The sequence below is a fragment of the Citrobacter sp. KH_055_1 genome, assembly GCF_057838705.1.
Genome location: NZ_CM174473.1, coordinates 663,632 through 686,490, shown reverse-complemented (window position 1 = coordinate 686,490; position 22,859 = coordinate 663,632). Strand labels below are relative to the sequence as shown.

Sequence of the window (22,859 nt, the reverse complement as noted above, 5' to 3'; positions counted from 1 at the left end):
CTGCAATTGTTGCGTCCGGGATCAAGGCATCCCGGACAATTCAGGAGTACAATCCACTCATAAATGCTGTTCCACAGGAAAGTCCATGGTAGTCATTCAAGATATTATCTCCGCGCTCTGGCAACACGATTTTGCCGCGCTGGCAGATCCGCACGTTGTGAGTGTGGTGTACTTCGTCATGTTTGCCACGTTGTTTTTAGAAAATGGTCTGCTGCCTGCTTCCTTTTTACCCGGAGACAGCCTGCTGTTACTGGCCGGAGCGCTGATCGCGCAGGACGTGATGAGCTTTCTCCCGACAATTGCTATTCTGACTGCCGCAGCCAGTCTGGGCTGTTGGCTGAGCTATATTCAAGGGCGCTGGTTGGGCAATACGCGGACGGTGAAAAGCTGGCTGGCGCAATTACCTGAAAAATATCATCAGCGTGCCACCTGTATGTTTGACCAACACGGTCTGATGGCGCTGCTCGCGGGACGTTTCCTGGCATTTGTTCGCACCCTGCTGCCAACAATGGCGGGGATTTCAGGTCTGCCTAACCGCCGGTTTCAGTTCTTTAACTGGCTGAGCGGCCTGCTGTGGGTCACCGTGGTCACCAGCTTTGGCTATGCTCTCAGCATGATCCCATTCGTTAAACGCCATGAAGATCAGGTGATGACCTTTCTGATGATCCTACCCATCGCGCTGTTAACTGCTGGTCTGCTAGGTACCTTGTTCGTGGTGATTAAAAAAAAATGCTGTAGCGCCTGAGTCGTCATCGTTGGCCGGGTAAAATCACCCGGCATTTTCGCCTGATGCCGCTTTGCTAATCAGGCCAACGGTGAACATCATTAACTTCCCTGCATCGTCCGAATTCTTGCCGCATCCTCCCCCGGCGTTACGCCAAAGTACCGTTTAAACTCGCGGCTAAATTGCGACGCGCTCTCATAGCCAACCCGCATTGCTGCCGCGCTGGCCTTCATGCCGTCGTGAATGATCATCATCCGAGCCTTATGCAGGCGATAACTCTTCAGATACTGCAGCGGTGAAGTGCTGGTCACCGATTTAAAATTATGATGAAACGCCGACACGCTCATGTTGGCTTCTGCCGCCAGTTGCTCAACGTTGAGGTTCTCGGTGTACTTGTTTTCGATGCGCTTCAGCACGCGACTGATCAAACTGAAATGCGTCTGACGACTGACCAACGCAAGCAGCGCGCCACCGCGTGGACCGGTCAGCACATGGTACAAAATCTCACGGATGATCTGTTTTCCCAGAATTCGCGCGTCCAGCGGTCGCTCCATCACATCCAGCAAACGCTCGGCCGCGCAAAGAATCTCATCAGAAAGCGTGGCCGAGTTTATTCCGCTCGCCGCCATTGCAGGCTGGAACAGTTCATCTTCGCCAATGTCCATCAGGAGTTCCTGCAATTGCAGGATATCGACATTCAGCCGCAGACCGGCCAGTGGAATCTCCGGTGTCGCATACGTTTCACATTCAAAGGGTAAAGGTACGGTGAGCAGCAGGTATTCGTTGGCGTCATAACGAAATACACGCTCATTGATGTAACCAATTTTATGACCAGAGAAGAGAAATATAATGCCAGGTTCATACATCACAGGGGTGCGAAGCCCAGGCTCCATGCCATACAGTAAACGCACATCAGGCAGCAATTTATTGAGTTTATTTTCATTATTTTTCAGCTGCTTAATTTTTTTCGTCAGCAGAAGGCAGACATCATCACGGTTCATGGAGCACCCTTTCGTCATCGAATTGTAACCTCCACAGTGTGCGTATTTTTATCCGTTTTCTCCAGTAGTCTGTAGAAATAGGCAAGACATTGGCAGAAATGAGCATTGAGAGGAATGCGTCTGACGACCACAATGTTCACCATCAGGCAGACACTCACCTGCCCTCTTTTTTTACCCACACAAGGTAACGAGCAATGAATAACTTTAACCTCCATACCCCAACCCGCATTTTGTTCGGTAAAGGCGCTATCGCTGAACTGCGCGATCAAATCCCTCAGGATGCTCGCGTGCTGATTACCTACGGCGGCGGCAGCGTGAAAAAAACCGGCGTACTGGCACAGGTTCAGGATGCCCTGAAAGGTCTGGATGTACTGGAGTTTGGCGGTATTGAGCCGAACCCGTCTTATGAAACGCTGATGAATGCGGTCAACATCGTGCGTGATGAGAAGGTGACATTCCTGCTGGCCGTCGGCGGCGGCTCTGTTCTCGATGGCACTAAATTCATCGCCGCAGCGGCCCATTACGCTGAAGGTGTAGATCCGTGGCGCATCCTGGAAACTCACGGCAACGACGTAAAAAGCGCCATCCCGATGGGCTCCGTTTTGACCCTGCCGGCAACCGGCTCTGAATCAAACTCCGGCGCGGTAATTTCCCGCAAAACCACCGGCGATAAGCTGGCCTTTATGACACCGTTTGTGCAGCCAGTCTTTGCCGTGCTGGATCCGGTTTACACCTACACTCTGCCGCCGCGTCAGGTCGCAAACGGCGTAGTGGACGCGTTTGTTCACACCGTAGAGCAATACGTAACATACCCGGTCAACGGCAAAATACAGGACCGCTTTGCCGAAGGTATTTTGCTCACATTGATAGAAGAGGGCCCGAAAGCGTTGCAGGAGCCAGAAAACTACGATGTCCGCGCCAACGTCATGTGGGCAGCGACCCAGGCGCTGAACGGCCTGATTGGCGCAGGCGTACCGCAGGATTGGGCTACCCATATGCTCGGTCACGAACTGACCGCGATGCACGGTCTCGATCACGCACAAACACTGGCCATCGTTCTGCCGGCACTGTGGAATGAAAAACGCGACACTAAGCGCGCCAAACTGCTGCAATACGCGGAGCGCGTCTGGAATATCACCGAAGGGAGTGATGACCAGCGTATCGATGCCGCCATTGCCGCGACGCGTCAATTCTTCGAGCAGATGGGCGTCCCAACACGCATGTCCGACTACGGTCTGGATGGCAGTTCCATCCCGGCGTTGCTGGAAAAACTGGCAGCGCACGGTGGGACGAAACTGGGCGAACATCAGGACATTACGCTGGACGTCAGCCGCCGCATTTACGAAGCGGCACGCTAGGTTTTTTGACCTCTGACTTTCGTTTTTGGGTATTTATACCAGGCTTAAGTCACACAAACCTCACCGGGGCTGCTCCGGTGAACTCAATTTACACCCAATCATTCATGATGCATCGAGGCGGCAATTGAGTGAATCCCCGGGAGCGTACATAAGTACGTGACCGGGGTAAACGCAAGCAGCCAACAAAGAGGCAGCCTGAAGGATTCAGTGTAGGGGGGAATTATGACCAGTCCGACCATTATCAAGCTACAGGATGGTAACGTCATGCCTCAACTGGGCCTGGGGGTCTGGAAGGCAAGTAATGAGGAAGTCATCTCCGCGATCCATAAAGCGCTGGAAGTCGGTTATCGCTCTATTGATACCGCTGCCGCGTATAAAAATGAAGACGGTGTCGGTAAAGCATTACGCGACAGCGGCGTGCCCCGGGAGGAGTTATTCATCACCACTAAACTGTGGAATGACGACCAGAAACGTCCCCGAGAAGCGTTGCTCGAAAGCATGGAGAAACTCCAGCTCGATTACCTCGATCTTTACCTCATGCACTGGCCCGTCCCGGCAATCGACCATTACGTTGAAGCATGGGAAAACATGATCGACCTGCAAAAACAGGGACTCATTAAAAGCATTGGCGTGTGCAACTTCCAGATCAACCATCTCCAGCGCCTGATGGATGAAACGGGCGTTGCGCCAGTGATTAACCAAATCGAGCTGCACCCGCTTTTACAGCAGCGGCAGCTTCATGCCTGGAACGCCACGCATAAAATCCAGACTGAATCCTGGAGCCCGCTGGCACAAGGCGGCAAAGATGTGTTCGATCAAAAGATAGTTCGCGATCTCGCCGAAAAATACGGTAAATCACCGGCACAAATTGTCATTCGCTGGCATCTGGATAGCGGCCTGGTGGTGATCCCTAAATCAGTCACTCCTGCGCGTATCGCGGAGAACTTTGATGTCTGGGACTTCCGCCTGGACAAAGATGAACTAGGCGAAATGGCCAAACTCGACCAGGGCAAACGTCTGGGGCCGGACCCGGACCAGTTCGGCGGCTAATCCCTTCTCTCCAGCCCGGCATCCCAGTCGGGCTCTTCCTGCATGGAAATATCAAGAAACAATTCACTTACATTTATTGATGTATTTATTTCAGTCGCTGGAGCAGCATTGCGCCACATAACCTACTAATTATTCACTAAATATATTCATACGGTGAATATATTCACAATGTATATAGGTGCATGACCGTGGCTGAAAAAAAAGCACAGGGAGTTAAATGGCTCCCATTAATTCTAATAATTTTGATTTCAGCCGGGCTCTGGCAACTTACCCCACCAACGGGGTTAAGCGCTTCCGCCTGGCATTCGGCAATTATTTTCGTGGCCACTATCGCCTCTATCGTGGCAAAAGTTCTGCCCATTGGCGCAGTCGGTATTATTGGCATAACCGTCTTTGCCCTCGCCTATGCCGCCGGGGATAAAACCGCCAGCGGTGCGATTACCACCGCTCTGAGCGAACTGAACAGTTCACTCATCTGGCTGATCGTCGTTGCCTTTATGATTGCCCGCGGGTTTATCAAAACCGGCCTTGGTCGACGTATCGCCCTGCAGATGATCCGCCTGCTCGGCAAGCGCACGCTCGGACTTGCCTACGGCCTGGCGTTTGCCGATCTGATCCTCTCTCCGGCGATGCCCAGCAATACGGCACGCTGCGGCGGTGTCATCTATCCGATTGCCGACTCACTGGCGCGCAGTTTTCATTCCAATCCGGAAGATGAATCGCGCAGCAAAATCGGCACCTTCCTCATTACCTGCATTGGCAACGTCAACGACGTCACCGCCGCACTGTTTATGACCGGCTATACCGGCAACCTACTGGCAGTAAAACTGGCGGCCAACGCCGGGGTCACGCTAACCTGGGGAAGCTGGTTTATGGCGGCGCTGCTGCCTTGCATGGTGTCTTTGCTGTTGGTTCCGCTGCTGGTGTACTGGCTAGTGCGTCCGGAAATTAAACACACGCCGGATGCCCCGAACCTGGCCCGTCAGGAACTGGCGGAAATGGGCAGCATGTCACGCGGTGAGTGGTTGATGCTGGGTACCGTTGGCGTCCTGCTGGTGCTGTGGATTTTTGGCGATACGCTAGGCGTCGATGCCACCACCGCGTCGTTCGTGGGACTCTCAATTTTACTGCTCAGCGGTGTGCTGAGCTGGGAAGACGTCAAAAGCGAAAAAGGTGCGTGGGACACGCTGATTTGGTTTGCCGCACTGCTGATGATGGCAAACCAATTGAAGAAGCTCGGTTTCACCACCTGGTTTGGTAATCTGATTGGCGATAGCCTCAGCAGTACCATGCATGGCACCAGTTGGGTGGTCGTCCTGCTGCTGCTTAACGCCGCCTACTTCTACACCCACTACTTTTTTGCGAGCGGAAATGCGCAGATCGCCGCATTGTACGCGGTATTCCTTGGCGTCGGCCTGCATCTGAATATCCCGGCAGCCCCGACCGCGTTGATGCTGGCTTTCACCAGCAGCCTGTACTGCTCTCTCACCCAGTACACACATGCGCGTGGTCCGATCCTGTTTGGTGCGGGGTATGTGCCGACGGGCGTCTGGTGGCGAACAGGGTTTATCGTCAGCCTGTTTAACCAGGCAGTCTTTATTACCGTAGGTCTGATGTGGTGGAAGGTGTTGGGGCTGTACTAAAACAGATGTGCCGGATGGCGGTGCAAGCACCTCATCCGGCTTTCAAAGCAGTGGCCCAGTAAGCAGAGCGCTACCGGGCTTCAGGATTAACGCCCTGCTACTTTGCCACGTTTTTTATTCGCGGCGGGCGTCTGGCGCTGGTGTGCAACAGGTGTGTGCTTGGTCAGTGCCGGGCGAGTATGACGATTCTGGCGACGCGCTTCACGCATTTCTTCCAGCGTAGGCGACGGAACCAGACATTCACGACGACCGCCAATCAGGTGCTTTTTACCCATATCTTCCAGCGCCTGACGGATTAACGGCCAGTTAGCCGGATCGTGGTAACGCAGCAGCGCTTTATGTAAACGACGCTGCTTATCGCCTTTCGGCACCACCACATCTTCACTCTTATAGCCAATTTTACCCAGCGGGTTTTTCCCGGTGTAATACATGGTTGTCGAGTTCGCCAGCGGTGATGGGTAGAAGTTCTGTACCTGATCAAGGCGGAAACGACGCTGCTTCAACCACAACGCCAGATTCACCATATCTTCGTCACGCGTACCCGGGTGCGCAGAGATAAAGTAAGGGATCAGATACTGCTCTTTACCGGCCTGCTTCGAGTAGGTGTCGAACAGCTCTTTAAAGCGGTCGTAGCTACCCATGCCCGGCTTCATCATCTTCGACAGCGGGCCTTCTTCGGTATGTTCCGGTGCAATCTTCAGATAGCCACCAACGTGGTGGGTCGCCAGCTCTTTGATGTAGCGCGGATCTTCCACGGCGATGTCGTAGCGCACGCCGGACGCAATCAAAATCTTTTTGATGCCTTTCAAATCACGCGCGCGACGATAGAGGTTAATCGTCGGTTCGTGGTTGGTGTCCATATGCGGGCAGATGTCCGGATAAACGCACGACAGACGACGGCAGGTCTGTTCCGCACGTGGCGACTTACAGCGCAGCATGTACATGTTGGCCGTTGGGCCACCCAGATCGGAAATCACGCCGGTGAAGCCCGGTACGGTATCGCGAATCGCCTCGATCTCGTTGATGATCGAATCTTCAGAACGGCTCTGGATGATGCGTCCTTCATGCTCGGTGATCGAACAGAAAGAACAGCCGCCAAAGCAGCCGCGCATAATGTTGATGGAAAAACGGATCATCTCGTAGGCCGGAATACGGCTGTTGCCATATGCCGGGTGCGGGACACGTTTATACGGCAGCGCGAAGACGCTATCCATCTCTTCGGTCGACAGCGGGATCGCCGGAGGGTTAACCCAAATGTAGCGGTCGCCGTGTTTTTGCATCAGGGCGCGCGCGCAGCCAGGGTTGGTTTCGTGGTGCAGAATACGTGAGGCGTGAGCGTACAACACTTTGTCGCCTTTCACCTTCTCATAAGACGGCAGCAGCACGTAGGTTTTTTCCCACGGCTTCGGACGCGCAGGCTGAACGGTCACCGCTTTTGCTTCCTGCTTTTTAGGCGCTACTGGCTTGTTATCTGCACACGGTAAATCTTCACCGTACGGATGCGGGATAGGGTCAATTCTCCCCGGCATATCCAGACTCGTGGAATCCACACCGCTCCAGCCGGGCAGCGCTTCTTTAACCATAATCGCGGTGTTACGCACGTCGCGGATTTGGTCGATGGTTTCACCCATCGCCAGGCGGTGCGCAACCTCAACCAGCGGACGTTCACCGTTGCCGAACATCAGCATATCCGCTTTGGAATCCACCAGCACCGAGCGGCGCACGGTATCAGACCAGTAATCGTAATGCGCGGTACGACGCAGGCTGGCTTCAATTCCACCAAGGATCACCGGCACGTCTTTCCATGCTTCACGACAACGTTGGGTATAAACCAGTATGGCGCGGTCCGGGCGCTTACCGGCGACGTTGTCCGGCGTATAGGCATCATCATGGCGCAGGCGACGATCGGCAGTATAGCGGTTGATCATCGAGTCCATGTTACCGGCGGTTACGCCGAAGAACAGATTCGGTTTACCCAGACGCATAAAGTCGTCTTTACTGTTCCAGTCCGGCTGGGCGATAATCCCGACGCGAAAACCCTGGGCTTCCAGCATACGGCCACAAATGGCCATACCGAAACTCGGGTGATCAACATAGGCATCACCGGTAACCAGAATAATGTCGCAGCTATCCCAGCCAAGTTGGTCCATCTCTTCTCGCGACATTGGCAGAAACGGCGCGGGGCCAAAACAGGCGGCCCAGTACTGCGGCCAGGAGAAAAGGTCTCTGTCCGGTTGGATCAGGGATATTGCGCTCATAATGCTTCCAAAAATGGTAAAAAAATAATCAAAGGCCGGGGATTATACGCTGTATGTCCGCCAGAAATGAAGCGGAGTCTGAGCCAGACGAGTAGAAAGTTAAATAAATTGTTAAATTTTACTACGCCTACTTTTATCTATACCCAAAATAATTCGAGTTGCATGAAGGCGGCAAGTGAGTGACAAATTCGTCAGGAAAGAATTTGAACAGCCAAAGGCTGGCCTCCGGTGAGGGACATGGATGTCCCTCATTAATCTCCAGGAGCATAGATAACTATGTGACTGGGGTGAACGAACATAGCTAACGCACATGCTACTTGAAGTATGACGGGTATATCATAATTGACATCATGTCTTGCCAGCCGTACCAGGTCTTTTTGGCGGGGGATTTTCCATTGCATCGCAACGAATCACTTAATATTTCCCAGCTGCGGGTTGTTCTTCACCTGTGCGGATTTCTGGTTCTCCTGTACAGCTTCTCTATGCTGCCGCCGATGGCCATCGCCTTGCTGAACAAAGAACGGAGTTATTTTGCTTTTTTGAGCACCTTTGCCGTTTTTTTTTCCCTCGGCGGCGGTGCCTGGCTGGCGACAAAACGTGCGGGCATTCAGCTACGAACCCGCGATGGGTTCGTCATTATCGTTCTTTTTTGGCTACTTTTTTCATTCATCAGCGCCATGCCGATGTGGATGGAAGACGGGTTAAATCTCTCCTTTGCCGACGCCCTGTTTGAAGGCGTCTCCGGTATTACCACCACCGGGGCGACGGTCATTGACGATGTCGGCGCGATGCCCAGATCTTATCTGTATTATCGGGCGCAGCTTAATTTCATCGGCGGTCTTGGCGTTATCGTCCTCGCCGTTGCCGTCCTGCCGCTGCTGGGGATCGGCGGCATGAAGCTGTATCAGTCTGAAATGCCAGGGCCGTTTAAAGAAGAACGCCTGACCCCACGACTTGCCGATACCGCACGTACGCTGTGGCTAACCTATGTCACCCTGGGGTTTGTTTGTACGCTGGCCTACTGGATTGCCGGCATGTCGTTTTTCGATGCGTTATGCCATGGGCTTTCGACAGTCTCCCTCGGTGGGTTCTCCACCCGAAGCGAAAGTATCGGTTTTTATAACAGCCACGCCATTGAGCTTGTCGCCGGGCTGTTTTCGCTGCTATCTGCCTTTAACTTCACCCTCTGGTACGTCGCCATCGTCAAACGGACCTTCAAGCCCTTTCGCCGTAATGCCGAACTGCAGCTGTTTCTGATCATTGCGCTGGTGATCACCCTGATAGCCACCTGGCAGGTCTGGAGGGCAGGTATGTACAATTTAACGGACAGTCTGGTGCATGCTTTTTTTCTGGCAAGCTCAATGCTCACAGACAACGGCCTGTCGACGGCGGATTACGCCCAGTGGCCTTCACATACTATCTTCATGCTTCTCATCGCCAGTTTCTTCGGGGGGTGTATCGGTTCGACCTGCGGGGGTATTAAGGCGCTGCGTTTTTTAATTATGTTCAAGCAGTGCCGACAGGAATTACACCAACTGGCCCATCCTCGTGCATTGCTGAATATCAAAGTGGGTAATAGCGTGGTTAACGAGCGCGTGATCCGCTCAGTGTGGAGCTTCTTTTTTCTCTATGCTTTGTTTACCAGTTTTTTCGTCTGGGCGCTTAATCTGATGGGCTACGATCTCTTTTCCTCGTTCGCCACCGCCGCGGCCTGTATCAATAATATGGGGCTGGGATTTGGCGTCACGGCGGTCACGTTTGGTACTTTAAACGAAGAGGCAAAGCTGTTGATGTGCGCGGCCATGATCATGGGGCGTCTGGAAATCTACCCCATTTTGATCCTTTTCTCGCGCATGTTCTGGCGGGCGTAATAGCCTGCCCGGCACATTATGGCGCCGGGTTCACCAACATCTGTCCGATCGAGCCACGATCGGCCATTTCCAGCGTCTGGCTGTTAAAGTAGAACGGGAAATGCGCCCAGGAAGGCTGTCCGTAATACACCAGCAGCTCAACCTGACCATCCACCCAAACGGTATCTTTCCAGCCCCGGTCTTCCGGGAACGGCATCGCGCCGTTCACATTGCGGATCAGGAAAGAGACGCCTTCGATATGGAAAGACTGCGGCATATCCGCCCGCACCGTCCAGCGCTCCCAGGAGCCCTGCTGAGCGGTAATGTCCATGCGGTTTACATCCCACAACTGCCCATTAATGCCGGGATCGTCATCAAGGCTGATCTCACGACTGCGAATCGGTGAGCCGCTTAAAATTTCCGTAGGCAACAAACGCATCGGCAGATTGTCGGTCACCAGCGGCAGCAGCCCGGTCGGGCGCAGGGTCAGTACCAGCGTGGAAATCAGAATACTGGAGGGCTCGAAGAAGCCGCGGATCCGGTCGACAATGCTGGCCGCCTCACCACAGGTGATCGACACTTCATCGCCGTTGGTCATGTCCACCAAAATCTCACGACGTTCACCCGGGGCCAGCGAGAGTTGCTTCACCGAAACCGGCGCGGGTAAAAAGCCCTGATCGCCGGAAATCACATGCAGCGCACGACCGTCACTCATTTGCAGCTGGTAACGACGCGAGTTCGACGCATTGAGTAAACGCAAACGCACCCAGCCGCGAGACACTTCCACATACGGGCTTTGTGCCCCGTTAACCAATAGCGTATCACCAACAAACCCGCCGCTACCCGGCTCGCTGTATTCAGGCGTGCCGAAGTTATCCAGGCGCTTGTCCTGAATAATGACCGGAAAATCATCCACGCCATAATGGTTGGGAATTGGCAGCGACTTACTGACTTCATCTTCAATCAGCCACATACCAGCCAGACCGTTATAGACCTGCTGCGCGGTACGGTTCGGCGTATTGGCGTGATACCACAACGTGGCGGCGTCCTGGCGAATGGGCAATACCGGCGCCCAGTCCGCATTCGGTGACATCATGCGTGCCGGCCCGCCCATCAGTGGGCCAGGAACCTGCAGCCCGGCGACGGTCATTGAAACATTCTCGGTAAGACGGTTGCTGTAAATAAGCTTGACGTCATCCCCTTTCCAGACGCGGATGGTCGGCCCCAGGTAACGCCCGTTAATCCCCCAGACCGGCGCGCGGGTGCCTTGCGTAAAGGACCAGTGAGCGCGTTGCAGGGTCATAAATAGCGGCTGTCCACGGCGAGACTCCAGCAGCGGTGGAACAGGTAACGGTTGTTGCTGACCGGCAGCATTAGCCTTCAGCGGAATAGCACCTGCACACAGTGCGATCCCCGATGTCTGAATGAACTGACGCCGACTGAGTGACATATAAGCTCCATGTAAAACTGGCGATTAACACGCAGGAAAGTATTTCCTGTAACAAACTCGGATGGCGCGAATCACACCTTACCGGTAGCTTCACGCTCGGCAACTTCTTTGTCGAGTTCGGCGATTTTTTGTTCCATTAACGTGCGGCAATGCGCGGCCAGTTCACGAACCTGATCCTTACCATAGTGGCTGATATCTACTGGCGGTAACATCTCGACGATCGCCAGACCATTATTTAATCGGTTAAGTTTAATCTTATTTGAGGTCGTTGAGACGCACACCGGGATCACCGGAACACCCGCGGCAATTGCCGCATGAAACGCGCCAGTTTTAAACGGCAGCAGACCACGACCACGGCTACGCGTACCTTCCGGGAACATCCAGATAGAGATACGACGTTTTTTAAAATGATTAACGACCGTCGCAATGGTGCTGTGCGCTTTGGCGCGATTGTTTCTGTCGATCAACAGGTTACCGGTGAGCCAGTACAGCAGGCCGAAGAACGGGATCCACAGCAGGCTTTTTTTACCGACCGTAACCGTCGGTGGTTGCACGATCTTCGCGGCGGTAACCATGTCATAGTTATTCTGGTGGTTACAAATATAGATAGCGTTGCCGTAGTCCTTTGCGTCCGGCGGCATGCGGCATTCCACCTTCAGGCCGTACAAGGGGGCCAGTCGACCAAACATATGGCCAAACGTTGAGACGTGTTTAGGATTTCGTGGGCTGAACAGACAATATATACAACCAAAAACACAGACCAGAATGCAGTAAATTACGGTAATGAATAAACGAAAAATATATAGCATAACAACCTCTAAGGCCTAAGAGCCTGGCATTTTACGTCACCAGATGCAGAACCCTGCGTCAGGTTAGGGCTTTGTTAAGAGCGGCTCTCTGGAAAAGCGTATTGTTAATCGCAATGCACGAATAAACAACGGTTTCACGGGAATTTTTAATGTTGACTCTCCCTGCGTAAAAGCAGGGAGAGTCAGACGACAGCGTTATTCTTCGCTGTCGCCCTGACCGGCACGTCGTGGTGAGTCAATTTCGATACGGTCGATGCGCTGTAAACCGCGCATCAGCGTACCGCGACGCCCACGCTCGCCGGTCACCTTCTGCAGTTCTTCAGGACGCAGTTTAATTTTGCGTTTACCAACGTGAATGGTCAGCGTACTTTGCGGCGGCAACACGTAGAGGTGCGCCAGCCCATCATCCCCTTTCGCCGCTTCTGCAGACGGAATGTTGATGATCTTGTTCCCTTTCCCTTTCGACAATTGCGGCAGATCACTGACCGGGAACATCAGCATACGCCCGGCATGGGTGATCGCCAGCAGCATGTCGCTTTCATCTTCAAGCACCACTGGCGGCATCACATGCGCATTCTCCGGTAATGTAATCAATGCCTTACCCGCACGGTTGCGCGCCACTAAGTCATTGAAGGTGCAGACGAAACCGTAGCCAGCATCGGAGGCCATCAGCAGTTTCTGGTCATCACTTTCCATCAGCATATGCTCAACCGTCGCTCCCGGCGGTAGCGTCAGCTTACCGGTCAGCGGTTCACCCTGACCACGTGCCGACGGCAGCGTAATCGGGTCGATGGCATAGCTGCGCCCGGTTGAATCCACGAACACCACCGGCTGGTTGCTCTTGCCCTTCACCGCCGCCTTGTAGCTGTCACCCGCCTTATAGCTTAAGCCCGGCGCATCAATGTCATGGCCTTTGGCGCTACGCACCCAGCCGCTTTGCGACAGTACAATGGTGACCGGCTCAGACGGCAGCATGTCGTGCTCGCTCATCGCCTTCGCTTCTTCGCGCTCTTTCAGCGGAGAACGGCGATCGTCGCCATAGGCATCTGAGTCTGCCTGCAGCTCTTTCTTCAGCAGGTTACTCATCTTGCGCTCAGAGGCCAGAATGCCCTGCAGCTGATCGCGTTCTTTCGCCAGCTCGTCCTGCTCGCCACGAATTTTGATCTCTTCAAGTTTGGCAAGATGACGCAACTTCAGTTCGAGGATGGCTTCAGCCTGGGTTTCAGAAATGCCAAACCGCGACATCAGCTCAGGCTTCGGTTCATCTTCATGACGAATAATTTCAATCACTTCGTCAATGTTGAGGAACGCCACCAGCAAACCTTCGAGGATGTGCAGGCGCTTGAGGACTTTTTCCAGACGATAGTTCAGACGACGACGCACGGTATCGCGGCGGAACGCCAGCCATTCGGTGAGGATCTCCAGCAGGTTTTTCACCGCCGGGCGACCGTCGAGGCCAATCATGTTCAGGTTGATGCGGTAGCTTTTTTCCAGATCGGTGGTGGCAAACAGGTGGTTCATCACCTGCTCCATATCCACACGGTTGGAGCGCGGCACGATCACCAGACGGGTCGGGTTTTCGTGATCCGACTCATCGCGCAGATCGTCCACCATCGGCAGCTTTTTATTGCGCATCTGGGCGGCAATCTGTTCCAGCACTTTGGCACCGGAAACCTGATGTGGCAGCGCGGAAATCACCACCGCGCCATCTTCTTTGGTCCAGACCGCACGCATACGCACGGAGCCACGTCCGTTTTCGTAAATCTTACGAATTTCTGCACGCGGGGTAATGATTTCTGCTTCAGTCGGGTAATCCGGTCCCTGGACGATATCCAGCAGCTGATCCAGCGTCGTTTTCGGCTGCTCAATCAGCGTAATCGCCGCTTTTGCCACTTCACGCAGGTTATGTGGCGGAATGTCCGTTGCCATGCCGACCGCAATACCGGTGGTGCCGTTCAGCAGAATATTCGGCAAACGCGCAGGCAGCATCTTCGGCTCCTGCATGGTGCCGTCGAAGTTTGGCACCCAGTCCGACGTCCCCTGGCCGAGTTCCCCCAGCAGCAGTTCCGCATATTTAGACAGTCGAGATTCGGTATAACGCATCGCCGCGAACGATTTCGGATCGTCCGGTGCCCCCCAGTTCCCCTGCCCGTCAACCAGCGGATAACGGTAAGAGAACGGCTGCGCCATCAGCACCATCGCTTCATAGCAGGCGCTGTCGCCGTGTGGGTGGTATTTACCCAGTACGTCGCCGACGGTACGGGCGGATTTTTTAAATTTGGCGCTGGCATTCAGCCCCAGTTCGGACATCGCGTAAACGATGCGTCGCTGAACGGGTTTCAGACCATCACCAATAAACGGCAACGCCCTGTCCATGATGACGTACATGGAATAGTTCAGATAGGCGTTTTCCGTGAATTCATGCAGCGCAAGGCGCTCTGCCATATCGCTCATTAATCGTGGTTCCTCAACTGTTAGCCCGAACAATACCCGGTATTCGTCAGGCAATATTGCCGCAGATACTACCCTATCTGGCGAGTTGAGTCACAAAGAAAAGGGCCGCGAACGCGGCCCTGATGGGGATTATTTGGTGACTTTGGTAATCTGTTTTACGTCGATTTCAACGGAGTTCCAGTCTTTATCCACTTCGCCCTGGATTTCTACGACATCCTGCGGCGTGACGGTTAAACCGTTCCAGCGCTTGTGGTCGATATCCACGTTCACCGTGCCAGATGCATCTTTAAACAGGTACAGATCGTCGGAGATACGCTCAACGATGTTACCGCGCAGCGTGACCCAGGTATCATCACGCAGCGATTTTGCACTTTCTACCGTCGTACTGCTGCCATTCGGACCCACAAATCCGCCCGCCTGGCTTTGCGTCGCCGTTGGGCCAGAGAATCCGCCCTGCTGCGCTGCCAGAACAGGTGCGGAACACAGTGCCATCACGGCAACCATTGCAGCTAATTTTTTCATCTTCATGTCTCCCTTATCATGTTGTTTCACGACTATTTAATAAGTTAATCCTTAACAACTTCTTAAGGCAAAAAAAGATTCTTTTTTTGCTGTACATCCCCGGTTGACACAAGGTTTACTGGCAGCCAACTGAGTGAGCGCAGGGAAGAACATATGCGTATTTTACTGGTAGAAGATGACGCGTTGATTGGCGACGGTCTGAAAACGGGTCTGAGTAAAATGGGGTTCACCATCGACTGGTTTACCGAAGGTCGTCAGGGTAAAGAGGCGCTTTACAGTGCGCCTTATGACGCGGTGATCCTCGACCTGACGCTGCCGGGTATTGACGGCCGCGATATCCTGCGCGAATGGCGCACAAAAGGAAAACAGGAGCCGGTGCTGATTTTAACGGCCCGCGACGCGCTGGCAGAACGTGTGGAAGGTCTGCGCCTCGGTGCGGATGACTACCTGTGTAAACCCTTTGCACTGATTGAAGTGGCCGCCCGACTGGAAGCGCTGGTACGTCGCGCCAGCGGTCAGGCTACCAGCGAACTACGCCACGGTCAGGTGACGCTTAATCCCGGCGCACTGGTCGCCACGTTCGCAGGCGAGCCATTGTCGCTCAAGCCGAAGGAGTTCGCACTGTTGGAACTGCTGATGCGTAATAAAGGGCGCGTCCTGCCCCGTAAACACATTGAAGAAAAACTGTATAACTGGGACGAAAACGTCTCCAGCAATGCGGTTGAAGTGCACGTCCATCACTTACGCCGTAAGCTCGGCAGTGATTTTATCCGCACCGTGCACGGCATTGGTTACACCCTGGGTGATGCATGAAATTCACACAACGCCTCAGCCTGCGCGTCAGGCTAACGCTTATCTTCACCATTTTGGTGCTGGTGACCTGGCTGATTTCCAGTTTTGTCGCCTGGAAGCAAACCACCGACAACGTCGACGAGATGTTTGACACACAGCTGATGCTGTTTGCCAAACGGCTGGTCACGCTGGATCTTGACGAACTAAAAGCCTCTGAGCGCTTTGCCCAAACGCCAAAGAAATTCAAACACGGCCATATTGACGACGATGTGCTGACCTTTGCGGTCTACACCCCGGACGGAAAAATGGTTCTGCACGACGGCGACAATGGTCAGTACATTCCCTATAGCTATCGCCGGGAAGGGTTTGACGACGGCTATCTGAACGGTGACAACGATAAATGGCGCTTTATCTGGCTGACTTCAGCAGATAAAAAGTACCGGGTCGTGGTCGGTCAGGAGTGGGAATACCGCGAAGATATGGCGCTGGCGATTGTGACGGCCCAGCTGGTGCCGTGGCTGGTCGCCCTGCCGTTGATGCTGCTGATCCTGATTGTACTGTTAAGTCTTGAACTTAAGCCGCTGAAAAAGCTGGCGCAGGCTTTACGTTTGCGCGATCCGGAATCTGAAGAACCGCTGAGCCTGAAAGGCATTCCCGGCGAGGTTCGCCCACTGGTTGAGTCGCTCAATCAGCTGTTTACCCGTATTCACACCACCATGGTACGCGAGCGGCGCTTTACCTCAGATGCCGCGCACGAACTGCGTAGCCCGCTGACGGCGCTCAAGGTTCAAACCGAAGTGGCGCAACTGTCTGACGATGACCCGCAGTCACGACAAAAAGCGCTAATGCAGATGCAGACGGGAATTGACCGCGCCACTCGCCTGGTCGATCAGCTGCTGACGCTTTCGCGTCTCGATTCGCTCAACAATCTTCAGGATGTCGCCGATATCTCACTCGAAGAGTTACTGCAATCCGCCGTCATGGATATCTACCACCCGGCACAGCAGGCCCACATCGACGTGCGCTTGCAGATTAACGCTCACGACGTTAAACGCACCGGCCAACCGCTGTTGCTTAGCCTGATGGTCCGCAATCTGCTGGATAATGCAATCCGCTACAGCCCGCAGGGTAGCGTCGTGGACGTGACGCTCAATAACCACTGTTTCAGCGTCAAAGATAACGGTCCGGGCGTTGCGCCAGAGGTATTACTGCACATTGGTGAGCGTTTCTATCGTCCACCGGGACAAAACGCGACCGGCAGTGGGCTGGGCCTGTCAATCGTCCGACGTATTGCGACGTTGCACGGTATGTCCGTGTCATTCGCCAACGCCGCGGAAGGTGGATTTGAAGCCAAAATCAGCTGGTAGCGTTGAATTATTGCGCTACCAGCAAAAGACTTTGCACATTTTGCTAATTTCACCGCACCGATCATCGGCGTAAAATCGCTCTCAAACGTAATTCTTTGAGGACACAACATGAGCAACATTCTGATTATCAATGGCGCTAAAAAATTCGGCCATTCCAATGGTCAGTTGAATGACACCCTGACCGAGGTCGCGGACGGTATCCTGCGCGACCTCGGACATGATGTTAGAGTCGTGCGCGCAGACAGCGATTACGACGTACAAACAGAAGTGCAGAACTTTGTCTGGGCTGACGCCGTTATTTGGCAAATGCCGGGCTGGTGGATGGGTGCACCGTGGACAGTGAAAAAATACATCGATGATGTGTTCACTGCAGGGCACGGTACGCTGTACGCCAGCGATGGTCGCACACGTTCTGATGCCACTAAAAAATACGGTTCTGGCGGCCTGATTCAGGGCAAAAAATACATGTTGTCCCTGACCTGGAATGCACCGATGGAAGCCTTTACTGACAAAGATCAGTTCTTCCACGGCGTCGGCGTTGATGGCGTTTATCTGCCGTTCCATAAAGCAAACCAGTTTTTAGGTATGGAAGCGCTGCCGACTTTTATCACCAATGATGTGATTAAAATGCCGGATGTCCCGCGTTATATCGCAGAATATCGCAAGCATCTGACCGAGATTTTTGGTTAACTAGTTACCTGGAATTAGAAGGAGTTAACCATGCTTACCGTTATTGCAGAAATCCGTACACGTCCAGGTCAACACCACCGCCAGGCGGTGCTGGATCAGTTTGCTAAAATCGTTCCAACCGTCCTGAAGGAAGAAGGCTGTCATGGCTACGCGCCGATGGTCGATCACGCCGCAGGTGTGAGTTTTCAAACCACAGCGCCGGATTCAATCGTGATGATTGAACAGTGGGAAAGCATTGCGCACCTTGAAGCGCATTTGCAAACCCCGCATATGAAAGCTTACAGCGAAGCCGTGAAAGGTGATGTGCTGGACATGAGCATTCGTATTCTGGAATCAGGTATTTAAGGTTGTTGATGTACCGGATGACGTCGCCCGCGACGTATCCGGTCTACACACGATCTGTAAGCCCGGTAAGCACAGTGCAACCGGGCCAATAAACTTACCAGTACAACTTCCAGCACTGCGTAAAACGGGTTAACGCCTCAACGTAAAAGTAATCTCCCCAGCTTGCGCACTCATCGACCCCTTTATTGCTCGCAAGATGGTAAACAGAGTGTTTCAGTAGCCCGTTGCCCTTCTCATCTTTGCCCATCAGATAATGCTGCGTCAGCGATGACATGATCCCCATCGCCCACTGTTGATAACGTTCACGATCTGGATCGGTCACCGGCAGGTGTTTAATCAACTCCAGCAGGCCACATACCGCAATGGCCGCCGAAGAAGAATCACGCAGCGCATCGGTGCCCACCAGCGCCAGATCCCAGTGACAAACGGCATCATCCGGCAGGCGATTGAGAAAGTAGTTGGCCAGTTTTTTCGACAGCTGCACCATCTCGCGATCGCCGGTATAGATATAGCTCAACAGAAAACCATAAATCCCCCACGCCTGCCCACGCGACCAGCATGAATCATCAGCGTAACCCTGCTGGGTATTACCGTAGCGCGGCGCGCCGGTTTGCACGTCCATGTAGTAGGTATGGAACGTCGAGGCATCTTCACGGATCAGATATTCCGCCGCCTGCGCCACGTGCGCTTTTGCCGCATTGGCAAAGCGCGGATCGCCCGTCTGTTCACTGGCCCAGTACAGCAGCGGCAGGTTCATATTGCAGTCAATGATCATCCGACCGGCCTGCTCGGGATCGCGGAGATCGCCCCATGCCTGAATGATCTGCGCCTTCTCGTGAAAACGTTCGAGCAGCGCTTCTGCCGCCATCAGCGAAAAACCGCGCGCATCGCGATTGCCCGTCAACCGCCAGGCCGCCACACAGGAGAGCGTGTACAGGAAGCCCAGGTCGTGGGTGTTGGTGTCATGACGCCCGGCAATACGCAAACCAAATGAGCGCACGTGCTTTTCGGCCATTTCACGAAATGTCGCTTCACCGCTCATTTCCCACGCCAGCCACAGTTGCCCAGTCCAGAAACTGGTGGTCCATTCCACATTATCCGTCAGCGGGTAATAACCGTTGACGCAGGTTTCGGCAGGAAAGTCTTCACCGAATTCCGTTAAATGACGGCTAAGCAGCTCGAGGACATGTTCCCTGGCGCCATTCATTTGTTCCTGAAAGGCTGCGGTATTAAGCGGGCTACCAGGAAAAGCGCGCAACGTTTCCTCAACGATATGCTTTAACATATTTTGGTTCCTTATTACGTAGATTATCTTGTCGCGTTATTTTCGGCGATATCGAGCGCGGTATTATTACGACGTTTACTTTGGCAGGCGGATAACGTAAATGCCGAAATCAGCGTAAAGGTCAGCGCAATAATACCCATAATGATATAGGTCTTTTCAAAACCAATTCGGTCATACATTAATCCGGCAGGTGAAGACACCACCACGTTGCCAACATACAGCATCGCCTGATAACCCAGTAAATACATGGTTGCGTTGACGCGTTTATCAAAATGTTCGGCAATGTATTTAAAGACAGAAACCAGCAATAAACAGATTTCCAGGCCATACAACGGTTTTAGCACTGAAATTAACAGATGCGAGTCGCACAGTCCGGAGATAACCAGACGCGCGCCGACCAGTGCCCCGACAATCAGCAATCCCCGCTTCGCGCCGATGTAGTTAACGAACAGCGGGATCACCATATACATGATAAATTCCATACCTGACTGCACGGTGCCCAGATATCCGAATACCGCATTGCCTTTCTGTACATCAGCAAAGAAGGTGACAAAATAACGCGAGAATTGCTGTTCGGCGATAAACATCATCCACGCCACGCCCGCGACATACAGGCAAAACGCCCAAAACTTGCGGTTACGCAGCAGCGCGTAAACATCCGCAGGAGAGATTTTATCTTTGGTCAGTACCTCTGAGGCATTGGCTGAATTTACGTTCACTTTCAGGCTTAGCAGGACAATCAGCATTACCACCGACGCCACGCTACCTAACATAAAGTTATACGCCGGAGAGAGGTTAAACAGCAGCCCCGAGAACGACGACGCGACTGCCCAACCGAGCGATCCCCACATGCGGATTTGCCCAAACTCCATGCCGTTTAAACGACTGTAGCGGTCAGAATAGGATTCGCAGGCGGCCACACCGGCGTACCACGCAAAGCTTAAGTAAATTGCGCCGACAATAATACCCAGCAGGGTATTGGAGATTAATAGCGGCTGATATACATAAATAAAAAACGGTGCCATTAATGCCGACATAATCACGACAAAATAGAGCAGGTATTTACTCATACCGATTCTGTCGAGGATATAGCCATAAATCGGCTTCAGTATCACCGAGAAAATACCGTTCACTGCAAATACGGTACCGATAACCGTCCCACTTAACTGCGCTTTCTGCCCCAACCAAATGGCCAGCAAACCAATACTGGCCGACCAGGTAAAGAAATAAAGAAAAATAAAGCTACTAATTTTATAATATTCTGTTCTGTTACTCGCTGAACTCTTTTTCATACCATCCTCGCTATAAAAAGAACGACAACTGACGTGCACCGTCAGGTTCGCGAATAACGACCTGGTTACGGTTAATTTGCAGCAGTGGGACCGTGAGCACGTTTTTTTGCTTGCCGCTGGCATTCACGGCGCAGCACAGCCAGCTCTCGCCCGGCAGGATCTCGGTGGTCAGCGTCGGAATAGCCGCGCACTCGGCAAACATAATGCTGCTGTTAGGCGGCGTGACCACATTGTCCGGCTGGCGGATGATGACAGGTGACAGATCCACAATCGCACTGGTCCCGTTACGCGCTGCCAGCAGACATCCCCGTGCGCTGAGCTGCGGCTCTGTCTTCATCACTGCAAAGCCCCCTTCTACCGTTTGCAGCGTTCTCGCACTGTGAATGCGGTGCAAACGAATATGCCACTCGCCAAACGGCACCAGCCAGGTCTCAATACTGACGTCATGCCACGGCGACCAACGGGACCAGAGATAATTTTCATCAACGCGAACGTCATCGCACTGACGACGTCCACGGAAGTAATTATCGCCATCTGCCAGCAGCAGCATGGAATCGCACGCCGCATGTTTGATGCCGTAGCGCCCGCGCTCAATGGTTAAGCCAAAACGGCTGGAGTAGGCAAATTTGGTGTACTTGGCCTCGGTATTCACATAGTTGTTCAGCTCAAGCTGGCCTGACGCCAGCATCGTGACATGCGCAGAATCTTCGCTGTGTTGCAGGATCTGCCCGGCATGGGCAATCACCCGTTTTTCGTCAAGCACCGGGAGCGGCAACTCTTCAGCCTGCCAGAACGCGTGATCGTCCGTTAACGCGAGGATCAAAAAGACTTTCAGTGCCCAGTACGGCGATCCCGGCGAATTGTAGTCTTCACACATTGCCAGGTTTGGATAGGCAAAGCCCAACGTCAGGATGCCGTCTCGATCAAAAATCGGCTGCTGTTGCCACCAGCGCAGATGGCGCAGGATCACCCCTTTGATAACCCCAGGAGAGAACACATCTAGTTCAGCAAAGGCCACCGCACTCCAGAAGGCGACCATGGCAAAGCGGTAGGTCAGGCTGCGACCAAACGGCACCGATGCCCCGTCGGCGGCAGACATAAAGATAAAATCCGCGGCAAACAGCCGGGAACGTTCACGCAACGTAGCGGCGCGACGGGTGTCTTCCGGGCTGAGAGTGGCATACAACAGACCATAAAAATGAAAGGCCATGGAGATGTAATAATCTTTAGGTCGCCCGGGACCGTCGGAATACCAGCCATCGCCGAGGTAGTAGGCGTCCATCATCTCAAATCGCCGATCGATAGCCTGTTGGTCAAACGGTAATCCTGCACGTTTAAAGCCAAGCTGCACGATAATGGCGAAATAGTTCCAGTTGCTGTCCGGCATCTGAGCATCGGTAATTTGATTCAGCCAGCGGTGCAGATTGTCCTGCTCCATTGCGCTGAACATCCCGGTTAAACGCGTCTGCAATAACGCCAGGCCCAGACCATACGCCGCCATCTCGACCAGACGCTGATCGTAAGGACCGGTATCCCCCCAATAGTGCGAGCTGTGGGGATCGGTGCCGAGTTTTATCGCCTGAATATATTTGTCGGCAAACGGCACATCCGCCCCGCCGGCCATCAGCGGAAATAGCCCCCACAGCGCTCGGGAAAGCCCTTCCATGCAGGCAATATCCACGCTGTAATGCGCGCAGGTATCACCGAGAGAAAACTGAGCCTGTCCCGCTGGGAATTGCTTGTCGAGTGCCCGTAAAAGGGTATTAACGGCACGCGTAACGTCTTCGCGGGATGACAATGGATTTGATTTTTCTTCAGTTGCCGACCACATACTCTGCCCCTCTGAATTAAGTGGCTAAAGAATAGTGAATGGCAGACAAGCAGAAATGTTACTTCAATCACACCACAAACATTAAAATAAAACAGTGATTGAAGAAATTTAAAAATAGGGTTTATAAACAGGAATTCG

18 protein-coding genes are annotated in these 22,859 nt (G+C 53.3%); 9 read left to right on the top strand and 9 right to left on the bottom strand.

Features of this window, described 5'->3' with window-relative positions; genetic code table 11:
• Positions 1 to 85 precede the first annotated feature (85 nt).
• Complete coding sequence (gene yghB, locus AC3ITF_RS03375) at positions 86 to 745, top strand: DedA family general envelope maintenance protein YghB (protein WP_115257486.1); 660 nt, start codon at positions 86 to 88, stop codon at positions 743 to 745.
• An 80-nt stretch (positions 746 to 825) separates the two neighbouring features.
• Here the strand turns inward: yghB and AC3ITF_RS03370 are convergent, their stop codons facing one another.
• Positions 826 to 1,725 carry an AraC family transcriptional regulator gene (locus AC3ITF_RS03370; protein ID WP_137363570.1) on the bottom strand — a complete coding sequence of 300 codons (900 nt, stop codon included), beginning with the start codon at positions 1,723 to 1,725 and terminating at the stop codon, positions 826 to 828.
• 194 nt (positions 1,726 to 1,919) lie between these two features.
• Here AC3ITF_RS03370 and yqhD point away from each other — a divergent pair, with 194 nt between their 5' ends.
• The 3 genes from yqhD (at position 1,920) to AC3ITF_RS03355 (ending at position 5,776) form a co-directional block, all read left to right on the top strand.
• Positions 1,920 to 3,083: an alcohol dehydrogenase gene (gene yqhD / locus AC3ITF_RS03365; protein ID WP_115257484.1), complete on the top strand. Its 1,164-nt coding sequence runs from the start codon at positions 1,920 to 1,922 to the stop codon at positions 3,081 to 3,083.
• A gap of 222 nt (positions 3,084 to 3,305) precedes the next feature.
• Positions 3,306 to 4,133, top strand: coding sequence for a 2,5-didehydrogluconate reductase DkgA (gene dkgA / locus AC3ITF_RS03360; protein ID WP_135911403.1), 828 nt, complete (start codon positions 3,306 to 3,308; stop codon positions 4,131 to 4,133).
• Between the two features lie 182 nt (positions 4,134 to 4,315).
• A complete protein-coding gene (locus AC3ITF_RS03355) occupies positions 4,316 to 5,776 on the top strand; it encodes a DASS family sodium-coupled anion symporter (protein WP_170973022.1) in 1,461 nt (486 codons plus the stop codon).
• Positions 5,777 to 5,862: 86 nt separating this feature from the next.
• Here AC3ITF_RS03355 and AC3ITF_RS03350 read toward each other — a convergent pair whose 3' ends face one another.
• Positions 5,863 to 8,034, bottom strand: a complete 2,172-nt coding sequence (locus AC3ITF_RS03350; RefSeq protein ID WP_489176130.1) for a YgiQ family radical SAM protein — start codon at positions 8,032 to 8,034, stop codon at positions 5,863 to 5,865.
• 395 nt (positions 8,035 to 8,429) lie between these two features.
• Between AC3ITF_RS03350 and AC3ITF_RS03345 the strand changes: the two genes are divergently transcribed.
• On the top strand, positions 8,430 to 9,905 hold the full coding sequence (locus AC3ITF_RS03345) for a TrkH family potassium uptake protein (protein WP_115257482.1): 1,476 nt from the start codon (positions 8,430 to 8,432) through the stop codon (positions 9,903 to 9,905).
• A 16-nt stretch (positions 9,906 to 9,921) separates the two neighbouring features.
• On the opposite strand, the gene ftsP is transcribed toward AC3ITF_RS03345, so the two are convergent.
• From ftsP to AC3ITF_RS03325, 4 genes are all read right to left on the bottom strand, one after another.
• On the bottom strand, positions 9,922 to 11,334 hold the full coding sequence (gene ftsP, locus AC3ITF_RS03340; protein ID WP_115257481.1) for a cell division protein FtsP: 1,413 nt from the start codon (positions 11,332 to 11,334) through the stop codon (positions 9,922 to 9,924).
• Between the two features lie 71 nt (positions 11,335 to 11,405).
• The gene (gene plsC / locus AC3ITF_RS03335; protein ID WP_115257480.1) at positions 11,406 to 12,143 is read right to left on the bottom strand and encodes a 1-acylglycerol-3-phosphate O-acyltransferase; all 738 of its coding nucleotides are present in this window, start codon (positions 12,141 to 12,143) and stop codon (positions 11,406 to 11,408) included.
• A gap of 195 nt (positions 12,144 to 12,338) precedes the next feature.
• Complete coding sequence (parC, locus tag AC3ITF_RS03330; RefSeq protein WP_096755658.1) at positions 12,339 to 14,597, bottom strand: DNA topoisomerase IV subunit A; 2,259 nt, start codon at positions 14,595 to 14,597, stop codon at positions 12,339 to 12,341.
• Between the two features lie 129 nt (positions 14,598 to 14,726).
• The gene (locus AC3ITF_RS03325) at positions 14,727 to 15,119 is read right to left on the bottom strand and encodes a YgiW/YdeI family stress tolerance OB fold protein (protein ID WP_096755657.1); all 393 of its coding nucleotides are present in this window, start codon (positions 15,117 to 15,119) and stop codon (positions 14,727 to 14,729) included.
• Positions 15,120 to 15,272: 153 nt separating this feature from the next.
• On the opposite strand from AC3ITF_RS03325, the gene qseB reads away from it, so the two are divergent.
• From qseB to AC3ITF_RS03305, 4 genes are all read left to right on the top strand, one after another.
• Entirely contained in the window at positions 15,273 to 15,932 is a 660-nt protein-coding gene (gene qseB / locus AC3ITF_RS03320) for a quorum sensing response regulator transcription factor QseB (RefSeq protein ID WP_096755656.1), read from the top strand.
• On the top strand, positions 15,929 to 17,278 hold the full coding sequence (gene qseC / locus AC3ITF_RS03315) for a quorum sensing histidine kinase QseC (protein WP_115257478.1): 1,350 nt from the start codon (positions 15,929 to 15,931) through the stop codon (positions 17,276 to 17,278). Before qseB ends, qseC begins: the two co-directional genes overlap by 4 nt.
• A 108-nt stretch (positions 17,279 to 17,386) precedes the next feature.
• On the top strand, positions 17,387 to 17,968 hold the full coding sequence (locus tag AC3ITF_RS03310; RefSeq protein ID WP_117342677.1) for an NAD(P)H-dependent oxidoreductase: 582 nt from the start codon (positions 17,387 to 17,389) through the stop codon (positions 17,966 to 17,968).
• A 30-nt stretch (positions 17,969 to 17,998) separates the two neighbouring features.
• A complete protein-coding gene (locus AC3ITF_RS03305; RefSeq protein ID WP_096755653.1) occupies positions 17,999 to 18,313 on the top strand; it encodes a putative quinol monooxygenase in 315 nt (104 codons plus the stop codon).
• A 94-nt stretch (positions 18,314 to 18,407) separates the two neighbouring features.
• Here the strand turns inward: AC3ITF_RS03305 and AC3ITF_RS03300 are convergent, their stop codons facing one another.
• The 3 genes from AC3ITF_RS03300 to AC3ITF_RS03290 are packed head-to-tail and all read right to left on the bottom strand — an operon-like array spanning position 18,408 to position 22,721.
• Entirely contained in the window at positions 18,408 to 19,598 is a 1,191-nt protein-coding gene (locus tag AC3ITF_RS03300) for a glycoside hydrolase family 88 protein (RefSeq protein WP_489176129.1), read from the bottom strand.
• Positions 19,599 to 19,621: 23 nt separating this feature from the next.
• Positions 19,622 to 20,890, bottom strand: coding sequence for an oligosaccharide MFS transporter (locus AC3ITF_RS03295; protein WP_489176128.1), 1,269 nt, complete (start codon positions 20,888 to 20,890; stop codon positions 19,622 to 19,624).
• A gap of 10 nt (positions 20,891 to 20,900) precedes the next feature.
• Positions 20,901 to 22,721, bottom strand: coding sequence for a DUF2264 domain-containing protein (locus AC3ITF_RS03290; RefSeq protein WP_489176127.1), 1,821 nt, complete (start codon positions 22,719 to 22,721; stop codon positions 20,901 to 20,903).
• Positions 22,722 to 22,859 lie beyond the last annotated feature (138 nt).